The 17,026-nt window shown below is 49.6% G+C and carries 13 protein-coding genes, 2 pseudogenes and 1 other annotated feature; of the genes and pseudogenes, 5 read left to right on the top strand and 10 right to left on the bottom strand.

Annotated elements, in window-relative coordinates; genetic code table 11:
• Positions 1 to 18 precede the first annotated feature (18 nt).
• Positions 19 to 1,224: a sequence feature (Similar to Escherichia coli O157:H7 EDL933 capsid protein of prophage CP-933C ref: NP_287332.1 (385 aa). BLAST with identity of 98% in 402 aa. This CDS contains an in-frame stop codon. The sequence has been checked and is believed to be correct.), on the bottom strand.
• The 7 genes and pseudogenes from SF1138 to SF1131 form a co-directional block, all read right to left on the bottom strand.
• Positions 19 to 1,224, bottom strand: a pseudogene (locus SF1138). (Overlaps the previous feature by 1,206 nt.)
• A gap of 252 nt (positions 1,225 to 1,476) precedes the next feature.
• A complete protein-coding gene (locus tag SF1137) occupies positions 1,477 to 1,779 on the bottom strand; it encodes a bacteriophage protein (protein NP_707048.3) in 303 nt (100 codons plus the stop codon).
• Positions 1,780 to 2,315: 536 nt separating this feature from the next.
• The gene (locus tag SF1136; RefSeq protein NP_707047.3) at positions 2,316 to 2,594 is read right to left on the bottom strand and encodes a bacteriophage protein; all 279 of its coding nucleotides are present in this window, start codon (positions 2,592 to 2,594) and stop codon (positions 2,316 to 2,318) included.
• Between the two features lie 288 nt (positions 2,595 to 2,882).
• Positions 2,883 to 4,631 carry a bacteriophage P4 DNA primase gene (locus SF1135; RefSeq protein ID NP_707046.2) on the bottom strand — a complete coding sequence of 583 codons (1,749 nt, stop codon included), beginning with the start codon at positions 4,629 to 4,631 and terminating at the stop codon, positions 2,883 to 2,885.
• A complete protein-coding gene (locus tag SF1134) occupies positions 4,628 to 4,927 on the bottom strand; it encodes a bacteriophage protein (RefSeq protein ID NP_707045.1) in 300 nt (99 codons plus the stop codon). Before SF1134 ends, SF1135 begins: the two co-directional genes overlap by 4 nt.
• A 5-nt stretch (positions 4,928 to 4,932) precedes the next feature.
• Positions 4,933 to 5,166 carry a hypothetical protein gene (locus tag SF1133a; RefSeq protein YP_008439238.1) on the bottom strand — a complete coding sequence of 78 codons (234 nt, stop codon included), beginning with the start codon at positions 5,164 to 5,166 and terminating at the stop codon, positions 4,933 to 4,935.
• Positions 5,167 to 7,167: 2,001 nt separating this feature from the next.
• A pseudogene (locus SF1131) lies at positions 7,168 to 8,397 on the bottom strand.
• A gap of 239 nt (positions 8,398 to 8,636) precedes the next feature.
• Between SF1131 and ycfD the strand changes: the two are divergent.
• Positions 8,637 to 9,767 carry a hypothetical protein gene (gene ycfD / locus SF1130; protein NP_707041.1) on the top strand — a complete coding sequence of 377 codons (1,131 nt, stop codon included), beginning with the start codon at positions 8,637 to 8,639 and terminating at the stop codon, positions 9,765 to 9,767.
• A 48-nt stretch (positions 9,768 to 9,815) separates the two neighbouring features.
• On the opposite strand, the gene pepT is transcribed toward ycfD, so the two are convergent.
• On the bottom strand, positions 9,816 to 11,042 hold the full coding sequence (gene pepT, locus SF1129) for a peptidase T (protein NP_707040.2): 1,227 nt from the start codon (positions 11,040 to 11,042) through the stop codon (positions 9,816 to 9,818).
• Positions 11,043 to 11,291: 249 nt separating this feature from the next.
• Here pepT and potA point away from each other — a divergent pair, with 249 nt between their 5' ends.
• From potA to potD, 4 genes are read left to right on the top strand one after another with little or no spacing between them, the layout of a single operon-like run.
• Entirely contained in the window at positions 11,292 to 12,428 is a 1,137-nt protein-coding gene (potA, locus tag SF1128) for a putrescine/spermidine ABC transporter ATPase (RefSeq protein NP_707039.1), read from the top strand.
• A 13-nt stretch (positions 12,429 to 12,441) separates the two neighbouring features.
• Positions 12,442 to 13,269: a spermidine/putrescine ABC transporter permease gene (gene potB / locus SF1127; RefSeq protein NP_707038.4), complete on the top strand. Its 828-nt coding sequence runs from the start codon at positions 12,442 to 12,444 to the stop codon at positions 13,267 to 13,269.
• Entirely contained in the window at positions 13,266 to 14,060 is a 795-nt protein-coding gene (gene potC / locus SF1126) for a spermidine/putrescine ABC transporter permease (RefSeq protein NP_707037.1), read from the top strand. The genes potB and potC overlap by 4 nt, the downstream gene beginning before the upstream one ends.
• On the top strand, positions 14,057 to 15,103 hold the full coding sequence (gene potD / locus SF1125) for a spermidine/putrescine ABC transporter substrate-binding protein (RefSeq protein NP_707036.1): 1,047 nt from the start codon (positions 14,057 to 14,059) through the stop codon (positions 15,101 to 15,103). The genes potC and potD overlap by 4 nt, the downstream gene beginning before the upstream one ends.
• A gap of 155 nt (positions 15,104 to 15,258) precedes the next feature.
• Here the strand turns inward: potD and cobB are convergent, their stop codons facing one another.
• Together cobB and ycfX are read right to left on the bottom strand one after the other, a co-directional pair.
• The gene (gene cobB / locus SF1124) at positions 15,259 to 16,080 is read right to left on the bottom strand and encodes an NAD-dependent deacetylase (RefSeq protein NP_707035.1); all 822 of its coding nucleotides are present in this window, start codon (positions 16,078 to 16,080) and stop codon (positions 15,259 to 15,261) included.
• Positions 16,081 to 16,095: 15 nt separating this feature from the next.
• The gene (gene ycfX, locus SF1123) at positions 16,096 to 17,007 is read right to left on the bottom strand and encodes an N-acetyl-D-glucosamine kinase (protein ID NP_707034.1); all 912 of its coding nucleotides are present in this window, start codon (positions 17,005 to 17,007) and stop codon (positions 16,096 to 16,098) included.
• Between the last annotated feature and the right edge of the window lie 19 nt (positions 17,008 to 17,026).

The following is a 17,026-nucleotide window of genomic DNA, read 5'->3' as shown; positions in this document are numbered from 1 at the left end:
AGCCCCTTCTGTATGCTGTTAATCGTCGTCTTCCGGCAGTGCCAGAATCTTGATCGCGTTCGAATCCACCACGCCACCGCCTAAATATTTTTGCGTGAAAATTTTGATGAATCCTGGTTCTGTCAGGTTGTCCGGTCTGGTGCGAACACCTGTTTCGTGATCAACAATGTAGTAACCGCGTTTGAAGTCACCCAGGGCAATAACGTTATCAGGCATAAACTCCAGATATTCGACCGGAAGGCCCAGCAACGTATCAGGATCACCCGCCTGTAAACGGTCGCGCCAGATATAATCACCGTTCGCGTTCTTCACCTTCTGAAGTTTTGCCGCCGTCGTGGAGTTAACCACTCAGACCGCGTTTTTGCGGTATTTTTTACGTAATGCAAATTTCAGGTCGATCAGCGGGTCCGCAGATGTCCACGCCAGAGATTCGGAAGGTTTAATTACCTGCAACGTACCAAAATCACGCTCTTTGTCGTTCTTCTCTGCACGGGGTACGGATAAAAAACCTTTTGCTTTTTTGTCACCGTCGCCCACAACCAGATCGCTTTCTTCGGTTTCCGTGAAGGTGTCGCCAATCTCACCCGTCAGCCATGAAAGGATGTCCACATCGGAAAAATCCACGATTTCCTGTGTGGTGCGCGGGTACGCATAGACCGGATACAGCTTAATGCTCACCTCGTTAATCTGCGGGGTGCTGGTCTGTTCGCGTGCCTTACCCTCTTCACCGTGGTTAACGGTCGCACCGCCAGCGGAAACAAGCTGCTTAAACTCGTTGCTGCTGATTTTCTTCACGGTACAGATGCGACGCATGGTGGATTCATCCGCCAGCATTCGCATGATTTCGGTGTTCAGTTCAGGGATAACGGTATAACCACCATCAGCGGGAACGCCTGTACTTAATGCGCGGGTTTCACCGGTCAGAATGTAGTTACGTAGTTCTGCGGGGTCAGTGGTCTGGCTGCTTTTACCTGGCTTGCTGCGCTCTTCGTCTGCAATGGCTTCAAGGCGGGAAATGTCTTTATCGAGGGATTCAGCTTTAGCGCGTAATTCGTCAAATTTTGCGCCCTCAGCATCGTTAAGACTGCGGTTTTCTTTTTCAGCGTTCTCCAGCATGTCGCGCATCTGATTTTTAATGGCGGTTTTCTGCTGGCGTAATTCGATTATTCTCTGCATAAAAAAAGTCCTGGGGTTAAGTAAGGAACTCCAGGACGCGGCAAACACTCAACCGTTTTTCATAAGGAAATCAGTAATCGCACCGATCGTTTTCCCGCCTGGTAATGAATATTGGCGAGCACATTAACAGGCGGGAAAGTGGCCCCAGCGTCCTGGCACCACGGGCGAGAATAATCATGATTCAGTTCGGGTAAAATATGCCGATCCGCTCAGTGAACAACGTGGAACAACCACGAACAAATAATTTACAAAAAATAACAAAAAGCCGGATTGCTCCGGCTGTATGTGCTGTATGGGTGCTCAGTCTCTGATCCCTTTCAGAAATTCTATCAATGCATCTGTCTGTTCAGGATTTACTGCCAGCATTTCACCGGATAGCGCGCAACGAACAAAACCATGATGATCCTTTTCAATCAGCGCCCCCGTTTCCAGAAATGCGCGGTAATCAGTGATATTCATCGTCTCCATGTTGTCAGCATGGTATTTATCACGCTGTTTAAGTATCTCATCAAATTTCATCGGCATTGCGTTTTCCTCTGTTGTGTCTGTTTGTTTCAGATAGTAACTATGCCGGACCGTGACGAAAAGCCAGTAGTGCTCCATACCGTTTCAAATGACGCAAAAAAAGCCGGATTGCTCCGGCTGCGTGGTGTGGTTCTGATATTCCTACTCTGCTAATTTGCTCAGCCCCATGTCTGCGTAAGTGCGATTTACTGCATTTCTCAGGTCTGCGTAGTTCTCCGTTGGCGGCTCCGGTGTGCCCTTGCTGCTCTGTTTTACCAGCGGGTCGCCCACCAGCTGCCCGTAAGCTGCAATTTGTGCTGTCATATTGCCACCTCAGTGAAGCGATCCGGCATTGTTCTTTTTCATCTCTTCCATCATTTTTTCAGTGAGCATTACGCACTGAAACCCCATGTTTTTGATGTCTACGGGTTTCATGCCTTTGTCAGTGGATATCACAGGCAGAATATCCTGATACACATCGCGGTCAGGGTAACTAAGCACACAAAGCTCCCATGATGCCACGGGTGAGGATCCTTCGTCTGTTTCAACCCACCAGCCTGGTGTAGCTGCGCTTATTTGCAGAATCGTGATCCGTCCGTTGTGCTTGTAAAATTTTTCACCAAATTTTGGTTCGCTCATGATTCCACCTCTCCGGTTTTAACGTTGATTGTTGTTACCTGTTCCGCTTCGGCAATCTCCCGCTCTGTCAGCGTGGCAAAATTTGCCGCCGTCGTGGTCATGAATGCGCTTATCAGTTCGGGATGTGCTTTCGCGTATCCTTCCCCCGCGTGGCGGTCTATCGTTCTGATTGCCACCTTTAAAGCGTGCTCTGTCATGTCTAACGCGCGATATTTCGGTTCTGTTCTGTCTCTGCGTTTTTTGAATGATTTATTAAATTTCCCTGAAGTGTGCATATTTATTTTTACCCCCTCGTTTAAAAAGTTTTGAGTTGTGCCTCCCCTTGTCTACCTTATCTACCTTAGTGGCCCTCATGCCAGTAATGGCGCTGCTTTCAGCGGGGTAGAGTGCTTTTATCCACTATCTACCCCGTGTCTACCTCCCTGTCTGATTCAGGTAAAATCAGGTAGAGAGGGTAGATAGTGGGTAGACAGTAAAAAAAGGCTATCTACCTAACTTAATGCACTGAATTAAATGTATTTTTCTTTACTCAGGTAGACAGGGTAGACAGCAATTACAAAAAATTATAAAAACGCGTCGCACTCGTCTGTTGTTATTGCGTTAGTCTGCGTTACTCCCTTAACTTTCCGCGTAATATATTCATGTCCGTAAACTTTCGCGGCTGGCTTCATAGCCTTGCCAAAGTCATTTACGTTTAGCGGTTTGCTCCTGCCTGCGTACGCCATAAACGCCAGATAGACGCGGTAAAGGCTGTTTCTGGTCGTGTACTTCACTGAATCGCCACCGCCGCCCATCATCAGGCCGCGTGCTTCCTCCAGAAAATTCAGGAACTGGCAAAACTCAATAACCGGATCCGTCTGTTGCTTTATTGCCAGAGCTTCATCACCGTCACGCTGTTCCAGTAGTAAAGCCCGTGCTTTCTCAGAGTCGGTAAAGTTCGCCAGCAATCGGCGGATAATGACAGGGATTTCAGCCGCAATCTTTTCCGGTAGCTCCCTGTCTTTTTCGGCCTCACTAACGATATTGTCGAAACGGAAAATCACGCGACGACGTGCCACACCTCCGGCCCGTTCGGTGAATATCATCGGGTTATTGTTGGTCGCCAGCACCACCGCCCTGATTACAGCCGTGAAACGCTTTTCGTATTTCGGGTTAATTTCCACGGGGTCACCGCCCGTGATTTTCTTGATGCCCGTTCCTTCGCCTGTATATTTCGGCTGGTCAGCCAGGACGATAAGACGACTCCCGACAACCTGCGCACGTCCACCAGCATCATCAAGCGATGTCATTTCAGCGCTTACCGTGTTCTGTTTCCCTGCCAGAAGGCTGGCTATGTGTGTGAATGTACTTTTACCGCTCCCGCCGTCTCCGGTGGCCTCAATAAACATCTGCCAGTCGTACCGGTTCGCCATAATCATGTACAGCGCGGCACATATACGCATCATCTTGCGCTGGTCTTTTCCGGCTGCGTGCTCAAGCCATTTATGAAAGTTTAGCGCGTTATCGCGGATGTTCTCCCCTGGTGCTGGTGGCGTGTACTCAATGCCGTTGTGCGTGGTGATCCAGTTCTCCGGCGTGTGCGGGGAAAATTCCCCCGTTTTCAGGTCAAGCGCACCATTGGCGAACGGCAGCAAATCGCCGGACGGCTCGCCCATTGGTTCGGCAATAACTTTTAACGCTTCCACGGCGTTATTGATTACGCGCTTGCTGAAAGTGGCCCTGTGCTCTGAATAGATCACCACCATTTCGCGGCTAAGTTCCATTGTGCTGACCGGACACCATACCCCGCCGCGCCATACGTGAACGATTTCACTTTCCTGATGCACACAAACGCCATCAAAGCGCTCGGCAAGCAGCTGCGCGCGCTCACTGTCTGCCATTTGTGCCAGTTGCGTATTTTTCTGCTCCGGCATGGTAAGCCCTGCGGCAATATTTTCACGCTCAGCATTCAGATAGCGCCGCCAGTTTTCACACTTCTGGACGTGCATTCCTTCGGGGTAAAAATTTGCGTCCTGAATATCTGCCGCCGCCAGCTTCTGACCAATCTTTTTGGTCTCCACCAAATCCAGTTCTCCGGCCTGGTACAGCCTTACGCGTTTTTTTCCATCCGGAACAATTTTCAGTGCATCAAGTTCGGCAAGCTGATTTGGCCCAAGCCACACAGGCGGCACATTATCGCCGGATGCGGGGCCATCCTGCTCCTGCCATTGTTTCGCGTGCGACCAGGCATCACTACCCGCAAAGATAATTACCTCTGTGTCTTTGTGTTTTATTCCGCGTGGCTGTTTTTTTACGTTCGGTGCCAGTTTCATTTTTTACCCCTGAATACGTTAAGCATCTTTTTTATTTCCTGAATATTGGCGCGTGCTTTCTCCCTGCTGGTTGGTTTACTGCGGGGCGCTGCCTGTACCAGCGTGAAATCACGCCGGAATTGATAAACAGGCATCACGCAATCATATTCGTAACCTTCACGGCGGTAGGTGATGCGCCGTTCTGCCACGCCTTTAATCGTTACCATGCCGCCGTACTGGTCGCGGTAAATATCACCGCGCGTAAATTTAGGGTGAGTGTTGCCACTGGCAGTTAAGCCAGAATATTTAAGTTTCATTATTTTTATTCTCCGGTGTGTTGTTCTTTATATCTGTCGTGCAATAGATCTATTTCTTGCAGTTCCATTATTACAGGCTCAAGAAGCGTTATTAATGCCGTGGCAATTCTTGATTTTTGTTTGTCGCGTTCATTGTCGCCAAGTGTTTCAAGCCATATGCGCAATATTTCCAGCATGTTTTCACTGTGAGAAAGTGCAAGAAATGCGCGGTCTATTGTTTCGTGGTAAATATCACGCATATTAATCCCCGTCCGTCGTTTTTCTTAAAATAACCTCTGTCACGAAATCAGCATAATCGGCGGCGATATTCAGTACATCAAGCCCGTTGATTTATATTCTCTCGTGGAAAGTAAGAAAAAAGCCGCTCTAATAAGTTCTGGCATTGACGAAAGCGCATCAGCCGCATCATCAGGAACGCCGGAAAATTCCTGTTTCAGGGAATTAAAACGATCATCACGCATAACCCCCCCCATTTTCACAATCGGCAACAAGAATATTTTTAGCGTCATTCAGTGACCGCGTTGCGATGTATCGGATACATTCCAGGGCGAACTGTGTCCGGTCTTTCTGTTCTTCTCCCTGCGCAAGCTCTGCCGTGCATTCAATATCAATAAGCGCGTGCATCAGCGTAGTGAGTGCGGCGGCTGCTGCGTTCGGTGTGGTTTTATTGTGCATAGGTTTCCCCCTGACGAATACGGGCGGCGAATACAGCAACACAACCGGACGGGCAACGGCTACGCGCTTCGCGTTCCGTCCAAGCGGTTACGTGGATGATTTGGGATTCTCCGGCACTCAGTGCCAGAAAACGCCACACAAAGGCCGTTTGTGTGTGTACAAGGTGTGGTATATGATTTACGGCAACCATAACGGCTCCTAGTTTACGTTGTTGGTTAGAAGCCCCGTTACTGCTCCTACAGTGCGGGGCTTTGCTTTTTGTGTTGATTGTGTGTAATGTGTCACTACACATAAATACATTACCTGAGGTGTAATTAACGTGTCAACACACAAAAACGAAAGGCGTGGTAATCCTCCGTTCCAGTTCCGTTTAGATCCTGACTTACGGGAAAAGATGGAAAAGGCACAACAACAGGACGGCGATGATTCTCTTGCTGCCTGGATAAAGCGAATAATCCGCAAAGAATTACAGCAACGCGGCATAGAACCCAAAGGATAAAAACTATCAGCGCCGTGGTGTGAGGTACTACGGCGCATTGCTTTACAGGCGCACACAATGACCAACGAAGAATCAACCGAAAAAACATCACCTGCACGAAAAAGACGACGCAGAAAGAAAGAGCATGAATCAGAACGATTCGCGCCGTGTTCTTTTGCCCTTGAGAAGTACCTTAAAGAATACTCATCAAAGGAGAGAACTTCGCAGTTATGGCAACGCACTGAACCAGACTGATTGCATTGCCCACCAGCCTGATAGCGGCTATCATCCCCGTGCTTATGTTTGGGATCACACACACAAACGGCGCAGCGGGTTATCTGTTCAGAAAGGCGGCTCCATTTCGGGGCCGCTTTTTTTATGCCTGAAAAACCCCAATTTTGTGGTTTTCCAGTTTCACCAGGGCGAACGAATCCCCGCCCACGTTCTGGCGTATATTCAATCTTCATGGTTATAGCTCTGTGTTCAGATGATTGATGTGTGGCGGCTGCGTGCCGCCAGCGTGATTAATGAACTGCCTTGCAGCTATCCTTCCAGGCCAGAACCTCGGATAAAGACCAGCCAACGGAACGACCGCCAAGTTTACGACGTGATGGGAATTGTCCGGCCTTTTCCAGGCGGTAGCGGCATGAGCGGCTAAGGCCTGTTAGCTTTTCGCATTCTTTTTCACGTATAAACCGATCAGTGCTTAACACTATTGCCCCCTTTCGTTTCTTAAAGAGTTATTTCGTGTTCTATTGCGTTGGGATGTGTCTGATTGTGTCAGGATGATTCAGAGTTGGCAAATGTTGAGGCCGTATGGTTTACAGAAAGAGGAATAATCAGGATAAAATCCTTTAAATTCATGTTAATACAAAGGCATAAAATATTGTTTCATGCCTTTTTTCTCGCTATTTAAAGAGTGATTCGCTAGTGTATAAAAAATCAGTAACACATTAAAAATCAGCTACTTATAAATCTGTACACTTTTTCACCTCTTGTTCGTAGTTGTTCCGCATTGTTGCTCATTGTTGCACGTTGTATCTGTTCGCATATCCAGTATGCGCATACTGAAAAAACACGAAAAAAATTATTTTCTTCTGGCTACTGGTAGCGTGGTTACGTTTTCATGTGTTCCCGCCAGTATCCCTAACCGCTCCGTCCACATATCCAGCGCATTGCGTTTAGCATCCAGATAACGGGAATGATTATAAACTCGCTGCATTCCTGGCATCTGGTGGCCTGTAAGCTGCTCCACGACGTGAGGATCCACGCCTAAATCGTTCAGCATCGTTGTAAAGGTGCGCCGGATGTCATGTAGTGACCAGTGAGGGTGATTTAGCCTCCTGTGCGCTAATCTGCCGTACTGCGACACGCTTGTTTCCTGTTTCACTTCCCCCAGCAATAAGCCCGTGTGCCTGTTCTGCTCCACCAGCTGCGTGACGAACGGCAGTATTGCTTCCGGTATGGGCCGGAATATTGCCACCTTCGTTTTGCTGTGTTCTTTCGGCACGGTCCAGAGCATTTCGGTAAAATCCCACTCGCTGATCTCCGATAACCTCAGTTCTACCGTCCGGCATCCGAACACAATCAGGAGGCGGATTAACGCGATGTAGTAGGGGGAGAATATTTTTTTGTCCAGTGCCTGCAATAATTCGCCCAGTTCTTTGGTGCTTAAGACACGCTCGCTTATATCCGGTTTTTTCCCAACGTCCGCCACACTCATATCATCAAGAACGTTGCTGATTGCATAGCGCCGCCTCCGGCAGAACTTAAGCGCCTGTTTGCACGTCTGTAGCAAGAATCCGGCAGTAACAGGCGTTCGCTTTGCCACCTGGTCAAAACAGGCCAGCCAGTGCCGTAGCTCGCATTTATCCAGCGGCATAGCACCAATGTGCTGTATTACGTGATTATTAAGGCGCTTTTTCAGGGCGGCATAATCCACGCGGTTTTCCTTTGCGTACGACTCAAGCTAGTAGGTGAGCGCATCGCCAACCGTTACCGGCTTTAACGCTTCCTGTACGGTGTAATTAAGCTCATGACGTGGATTTTTCCCCTCTGCCAGCCATGCGCGACACTGGGCGGCTTTTTCCCTGGCTGATTTCAGGCTCAGATCAGGATAATTTCCCAGCTTAATGCGTTCCGGTGGTGCCCCCCTTCCCGTTCCGGCCCTGTAAGTGAAATACCAGGTTAAAAGGCCACTGGTTGAATGCCTGACGCTCAGGTTTCCACCGTCATTAAGAAAGGCTGTTTTTTGGGCGGGTGTGCCGTTGATTTTCCTCAGCTGTGTATCGCTCAGTTTGTTAAGTGCTCTGCTCATAATTTTGATTCCGGTCATCACAATTAACTACACCATTAACTACACCGATCGTTGCACAAAGGGCTACAACGTGAAACAAGCTGGAACAAGGAAAATCACAAATCTGTTTATAATCAAAAACATAATGAACAATCTGAAACATTATGAAACGGCAAAAAACACTAATTGATAAAATATGTCCATACTTCACGCATTACGTTAAGCATCCGTTATAATCGGTTGCAGATACCAGCCTGTGGATGCTTAACATGGAATACCAACTCACTCTTAACTGGCCCGATTTTCTTGAACGTCACTGGCAGAAACGCCCGGTGGTGTTAAAACGCGGCTTTAATAATTTTATTGACCCGATCTCTCCAGACGAGTTGGCGGGTCTGGCGATGGAAAGCGAAGTTGACAGTCGACTGGTCAGTCACCAGGATGGCAAATGGCAGGTCAGCCACGGCCCGTTCGAAAGCTACGATCATCTCGGTGAAACCAACTGGTCATTACTGGTACAGGCAGTAAACCACTGGCATGAGCCGACCGCCGCGCTGATGCGACCGTTCCGTGAACTACCGGACTGGCGTATTGATGATCTGATGATTTCTTTTTCTGTACCTGGCGGCGGCGTCGGCCCGCATCTCGATCAGTACGACGTGTTTATCATTCAGGGTACCGGACGTCGTCGCTGGCGAGTGGGCGAAAAGCTGCAAATGAAACAGCACTGCCCACATCCGGATCTGTTACAGGTCGATCCGTTCGAAGCCATCATCGATGAAGAGCTGGAGCCTGGTGATATTCTTTATATTCCGCCAGGATTCCCGCATGAAGGCTACGCGCTGGAAAATGCGATGAACTATTCCGTGGGTTTTCGCGCGCCAAATACGCGGGAATTAATTAGCGGATTTGCCGATTATGTGCTGCAACGTGAACTGGGCGGCAACTACTACAGCGATCCGGATGTTCCACCTCGTGCTCATCCTGCGGATGTTCTGCCGCAAGAGATGGATAAACTGCGTGAGATGATGCTCGAATTGATCAACCAGCCGGAACACTTTAAGCAATGGTTTGGCGAGTTTATATCCCAGTCACGTCATGAACTGGATATCGCGCCGCCGGAACCGCCTTATCAGCCAGATGAAATCTACGATGCGCTGAAACAAGGTGATGTGCTGGTGCGCCTGGGTGGTCTGCGCGTATTGCGCATTGGCGACGACGTGTATGCCAATGGTGAGAAGATCGATTCCCCGCACCGTCCGGCACTGGATGCACTCGCCAGCAACATTGCGCTGACTGCGGAGAATTTTGGCGATGCGCTGGAAGATCCGTCATTCCTCGCGATGCTCGCGGCGCTGGTCAATAGCGGGTATTGGTTCTTCGAAGGGTAAGTTTGGATTTAAGCCGGATGCAGCATCACATGCCGCATCCCTTTTCGCTTACTTCCGTTGCGCCGTTAACTCGGCAATACGGACGATCACCTGCACCGCTTTTTCCATACCTTCCAGAATCACAAACTCATGCTTACCATGATAGTTGTAACCGCCAGTGAACAGGTTCGGGCAAGGTAATCCCATAAACGACAACTGCGCGCCGTCGGTACCGCCGCGGATCGGTTTCAGTTCCGGTTCAATATCGCAGTCACGCATCGCCTGCTGGGCGATATCGAGAATATGCGGATGCTCAACCACTTTCTCGCGCATATTGTAGTAACTGTCTTCAATCACCAATTCAATGTAGCAATCAGGATGTAACCCTTTGCCCACTTTTTTGGCGATCTCCATCATTTTACGTTTACGCGCTTCAAACTGTTTACGGTCGAAATCACGGATGATGTAGTGCATATCGGCCCGTTCAACGGTGCCTTTCATGCTCGCCAGGTGATAGAAACCTTCATAGCCTTCTGTCATTTCCGGGCTTTCATCCGCCGGAACTTCCGCATGAATACGTGCCGCCAGCGACAGCGCATTTACCATCACTCCTTTCGCCGTGCCCGGATGAACATTGTTACCGACAATTTTTATATTGACCGATGCGGCGTTGAAGTTTTCAAACTCCAGTTCGCCTACGCCACCACCGTCAACAGTGTAAGCCCAGCGGGCATCGAAGGCATCAACATCAAAATGTTTCGCCCCTTTGCCCACTTCTTCATCCGGGGTAAAGGCGACGCGAATATCACCATGCGGAATGTTTTTCTGTTGCAATACCGCCAGCGCGGTCATGATTTCTGCAATACCTGCTTTGTCATCAGCACCTAACAAGGTTTTACCATCGGTGGTAATCAACGTCTGACCCAGTAGCTGATGCAGCACCGGGAACATAACCGGTGATAAAACTTCATCGCCGATACCCAGCGCAATATCGCCACCGCGATAGTTTTCAACAATTTGCGGATTAACATTTTTGCCGCTGCAATCCGGTGAGGTATCCACATGAGAAATAAAGCCAATCGCCGGGATATCGCCAGGGACGTTAGCCGGTAACGTCGCCATCAAAGTGCCCTTCTCACTTAAGGTCACATTGATAAGCCCCATTTCTTCGAGCTGCTCTTTCAGCAGATGCAATAACTTCCATTGGCCTTCCGTGCTGGGAACCTGTCTCACCCCTGCTTTTGATTGGGTATCCAGAGACACGTAGTTCAAAAATCGCTCAAGTAGTTTATCCATGTAGTCACCCTCACTTTTTGTGACAACATTATTAAGAAGCAAGAAAAGACAAATATTGCGTCAGGTCACTTTTACCCCTGCAAGCGGGAATATTTATCAGCATTACCTTAATGAATATAAAGCTAAGCCAGTAATTCACAACAAAGATTGGCGATTCAAGCGGTTTGCCGTAGAATTACCGCCCTCATTAGGAGTCACCAAGGTGGTTAACCACAAACCCCGCATCGGTAAGCCATCCGTTGCGTTTACATGGGACAGAGTAAAAAATTGAATAAACAACCGAGTTCGCTTTCACCGCTGGTGCAATTGGCGGGAATTCGCAAATGCTTTGATGGTAAAGAGGTCATTCCCCAGCTGGATCTGACTATCAACAATGGCGAGTTCCTCACGCTGCTTGGCCCTTCTGGCTGCGGTAAAACAACCGTTCTTCGCCTGATTGCAGGTCTGGAAACTGTTGATTCCGGACGCATCATGCTGGATAACGAGGACATCACCCACGTTCCGGCGGAAAACCGCTATGTGAACACTGTTTTCCAAAGCTATGCACTTTTCCCCCACATGACCGTGTTCGAAAATGTGGCCTTTGGGTTGCGCATGCAAAAAACCCCCGCTGCTGAAATTACGCCCCGCGTGATGGAAGCCCTGCGGATGGTGCAGCTGGAAACCTTCGCTCAACGTAAACCGCATCAGCTCTCTGGTGGTCAACAGCAACGCGTCGCCATTGCTCGAGCGGTGGTTAACAAGCCTCGTCTGTTGTTGCTGGATGAGTCGCTCTCAGCGCTGGATTACAAACTGCGTAAGCAAATGCAGAACGAGCTGAAAGCGTTACAGCGTAAGCTTGGCATTACATTCGTTTTCGTGACTCACGACCAGGAAGAAGCACTCACCATGTCGGACAGGATTGTGGTGATGCGCGATGGTCGCATTGAGCAAGACGGCACGCCGCGTGAAATCTACGAAGAGCCGAAAAACCTGTTTGTTGCCGGGTTCATTGGCGAAATTAATATGTTTAACGCCACGGTGATCGAGCGACTCGACGAGCAGCGCGTACGCGCCAACGTTGAAGGCCGCGAATGTAATATCTACGTTAACTTCGCCGTTGAACCGGGGCAAAAACTGCATGTTCTGCTGCGCCCGGAAGACTTACGTGTTGAAGAGATTAACGACGACAACCACGCTGAAGGGCTGATTGGTTACGTTCGTGAGCGTAACTACAAAGGCATGACGCTGGAGTCGGTTGTTGAACTGGAAAATGGCAAGATGGTGATGGTCAGCGAATTCTTCAATGAAGACGATCCTGACTTTGACCACTCTCTCGACCAAAAAATGGCCATTAATTGGGTAGAAAGCTGGGAGGTCGTACTGGCTGATGAAGAACACAAGTAAGTTCCAGAATGTAGTGATTGTCACTATTGTCGGTTGGCTTGTGTTGTTTGTCTTTCTGCCCAACCTGATGATCATTGGCACCAGCTTTTTGACCCGCGACGACGCCAGTTTCGTCAAAATGGTCTTTACACTGGATAACTACACGCGTCTGCTCGATCCGCTCTATTTTGAAGTGCTATTGCACTCGCTGAATATGGCGCTGATCGCCACCCTCGCCTGCCTGGTGCTGGGCTATCCATTTGCCTGGTTTCTGGCGAAGCTGCCACACAAGGTGCGTCCGCTGCTGCTGTTTCTGCTGATTGTTCCGTTCTGGACCAACTCATTGATTCGTATCTACGGGCTGAAAATTTTCCTCAGCACCAAAGGCTATCTCAACGAGTTTTTGCTCTGGCTGGGCGTTATCGACACACCAATCCGTATCATGTTCACGCCCAGTGCGGTGATTATCGGTCTGGTTTACATTCTGCTGCCGTTTATGGTGATGCCGCTGTACTCCAGTATCGAAAAACTGGATAAGCCGTTGCTTGAGGCGGCGCGCGATCTCGGTGCCAGCAAGTTACAGACTTTTATCCGCATCATTATTCCACTGACGATGCCGGGGATTATTGCCGGATGTCTGCTGGTGATGCTGCCAGCGATGGGCCTGTTCTATGTGTCCGACCTGATGGGCGGTGCGAAAAACCTGCTGATCGGTAACGTCATCAAGGTACAGTTCCTCAATATTCGTGACTGGCCGTTTGGTGCAGCCACCAGCATTACGCTGACTATCGTAATGGGCCTGATGTTGCTGGTTTACTGGCGCGCTTCTCGTTTGCTGAATAAGAAGGTGGAACTCGAATGATCGGTCGACTGCTTCGCGGCGGTTTTATGACCGCTATCTACGCGTACCTGTATATCCCAATCATTATTTTGATTGTGAACTCCTTTAACAGCTCGCGCTTTGGCATCAACTGGCAGGGTTTTACCACCAAATGGTATAGCCTGCTGATGAACAACGACAGCCTGTTACAGGCAGCGCAGCATTCACTAACAATGGCGGTGTTTTCGGCGACGTTTGCTACGCTTATCGGTTCACTGACGGCAGTTGCGCTGTACCGTTATCGCTTTCGCGGTAAGCCGTTCGTTAGCGGAATGCTGTTTGTGGTAATGATGTCACCAGATATCGTGATGGCAATTTCGCTGCTGGTGCTGTTTATGCTGCTGGGTATTCAGCTTGGCTTCTGGTCGCTGCTGTTCTCGCATATCACCTTCTGCCTGCCATTTGTGGTGGTGACGGTGTATTCGCGCCTGAAAGGTTTTGACGTGCGGATGCTGGAAGCGGCGAAAGATCTCGGTGCCAGCGAATTTACCATTCTGCGAAAAATCATTCTGCCACTGGCAATGCCAGCGGTGGCGGCGGGCTGGGTGTTAAGCTTTACCCTGTCGATGGACGATGTGGTAGTTTCTTCATTCGTCACCGGACCAAGTTATGAAATTCTGCCGTTAAAAATTTATTCGATGGTCAAAGTCGGCGTATCGCCGGAAGTTAACGCGCTGGCAACCATATTACTGGTGCTGTCGCTGGTGATGGTTATTGCCAGCCAGCTTATTGCTCGTGATAAAACGAAAGGTAACGGAGGGGACGTTAAATGAAAAAATGGTCACGCCACCTGCTCGCGGCGGGTGCTCTGGCACTGGGCATGAGCGCCGCTCACGCCGATGACAACAACACGCTGTATTTCTACAACTGGACCGAGTACGTGCCGCCAGGACTGCTTGAACAGTTCACCAAAGAAACCGGTATTAAGGTTATCTATTCGACTTACGAGTCGAACGAAACCATGTACGCCAAGCTGAAAACGTACAAAGACGGTGCCTATGACCTGGTGGTTCCTTCAACCTATTACGTCGATAAAATGCGTAAAGAGGGGATGATCCAGAAGATCGACAAGTCGAAGTTAACGAACTTCAGCAATCTCGATCCAGACATGCTCAACAAGCCTTTTGACCCGAATAACGACTACTCCATTCCGTATATCTGGGGTGCGACGGCGATTGGTGTTAACGGTGATGCGGTGGATCCGAAATCTGTCACCAGCTGGGCCGATCTGTGGAAGCCAGAGTACAAAGGCAGCCTGCTGTTGACCGACGATGCCCGTGAAGTGTTCCAGATGGCGCTGCGTAAGCTGGGCTACTCCGGTAACACCACCGATCCGAAAGAGATTGAAGCTGCATATAACGAGCTGAAAAAACTGATGCCAAACGTCGCAGCGTTTAACTCCGATAACCCGGCTAACCCGTACATGGAAGGCGAAGTTAACCTCGGCATGATCTGGAACGGTTCTGCTTTCGTTGCACGCCAGGCGGGTACGCCTATTGACGTGGTGTGGCCGAAAGAAGGCGGCATATTCTGGATGGACAGCCTGGCGATCCCGGCAAATGCCAAAAACAAAGAAGGCGCGCTGAAATTGATCAACTTCCTGCTGCGCCCGGATGTGGCAAAACAGGTTGCTGAAACTATCGGTTATCCAACGCCAAACCTTGCGGCGCGTAAGCTGTTAAGTCCAGAAGTGGCAAACGATAAGACGCTCTACCCGGATGCTGAAACCATTAAAAATGGCGAATGGCAGAATGACGTTGGCGCAGCCAGCAGCATTTATGAAGAGTATTATCAGAAGCTGAAAGCAGGACGTTAATTCAGCAAGCGGGCGGTGGTATTACCGCCCGTTTTTTAGTTAGCAAGGATGTGGCTAATGAGTCAGGACAGTAAAGTTTTATCCCGCTCTTTCGTCGGTATTGTGGTCCGCTTGTAGGCCTGATAAGCGTAGCGCATCAGGCAATGCTTCCTGCTTTATAATCCCTCCAGCAACTTTTCAACAAATTCTGGCACCACCTGGCTTGCCGGGCCGTAATATTTCTCGGCAAATTCATTACCAACCTGACTCGGTTCAAGATTCAGTTCAACGGTGTGAGCACCATGTAGTTTGGCTTCGTGTACAAACCCAGCCGCCGGATAGACATGCCCGGAAGTACCAATGGCAATAAAGACATCCGCCATCGACAACGCCATATAAATTTCATCCATGCCGAGTGGCATTTCGCCAAACCAAACGACGTGCGGGCGCAAGGGTGCCGGGAACTGGCAACAATGGCATTTATCTTCTGGCGTAACGTCTCCGGTCCAGTCGAGAACCTGACCACTTTGCGAACAACGAACTTTCAGCAATTCCCCATGCATATGAATGACATTGGTATTACCTGCGCGTTCATGCAGGTTGTCTATATTCTGCGTTACCAGCAAAAAGCGATCGCCGAGAGCGTCTTGCAGTTTAGCCAGCGCAAGATGCGCGGCGTTAGGCTGAATTTCTGGCTGCTGCAGCTGTCGACGACGGGCGTTATAAAACGCTTGCACCAGTTCAGGATCGCGATCGAAACCTTCCGGCGTTGCCACATCTTCAACCCGATGTTCTTCCCACAGGCCATCTGCGGCGCGAAAGGTACGAATACCTGATTCCGCAGAAATTCCTGCCCCTGTCAGTACGAGTACTCTTGGTTTTTCCATTGCTTCCGGCACCACTTTATCTCTGAAAAAAATACGCTGACGCAAACGCTCGCGCAGGCGACGTTTATTTTTACGAAAACGACTTAACCGATGACCCCGACGCGACAGCATAGCAACCTTTGCTGATTAATCGGTTAGATGTAGGAAGGCCGCACCACGCATTCCTCCCGCATCACCGTGGCGCGCGCGTTCAATGCGCGGAACACGAGCTACAGGTAAGAGATGACAAGGCAACCTGTCCGCCAGTTGCGTTGTGATTGCCGGGAAATTCGATAAGCCACCACCAATGACGACCAGGTCAGGGTCAACAATGGTCAGGATATTTCCCAGAGAAACCGCTAATAAATCCAGATAACGCTCAACGTGCGCCCTTGCCTGCTCATCGCCTTGATCATAAAGCGCAATAATTTCGGGAGCCTGCAACGGTTGATGATAATAGTGTTGATACAGCCACGCAAAACCGCGACCAGACAGATAATTTTCAATGCAGCCATGCTGACCACAGCCGCAGCGGCGTAACGGGAAATCCAACCCCATCATGGTTAACGCATCAACCGGCAGACGCATATGGCCAAACTCGCCGGTAATGTAGCTTTTACCAGTAATCGGTTTGCCGTTGAAAACCAGCCCGCCGCCAACGCCGGTGCCGAGAATTAACCCCATCACCAGTGGATATTGCGTAAATTCATCATCCCAGGCTTCTGAAAGGGCAAAACAGTTGGCATCGTTATCAAGGCGTACATCGCGATCAAGACGTGCGCTCAGGTCGGCACGCAGCGGTTTGCCGCTGGCAGCGGGGACATTAGCGGCATACAGCTTACCATCTTCTGTTTCCGGCATTCCCGGAATACCGATGCCGACAGAACCTTTACAGCCAAAACGTTGGTCAGCTTCAGCTACCAGCTCACACACTGCATCTAAAAATGCGTCATAGCTGTCACGCGGTGTCGGCACCCGCTTTTCCCACTGCAACTGCCGACCGCTATCAAACACGCCAAGCGCAATTTTTGTTCCACCAATATCAAACCCGTAATACATTGCCGCTCCTTGTTTTAAT

This window comes from Shigella flexneri 2a str. 301 (assembly GCF_000006925.2).
Taxonomy (GTDB): domain Bacteria; phylum Pseudomonadota; class Gammaproteobacteria; order Enterobacterales; family Enterobacteriaceae; genus ECMA0423.
This window is presented reverse-complemented; position numbering and strand designations above follow the sequence as displayed.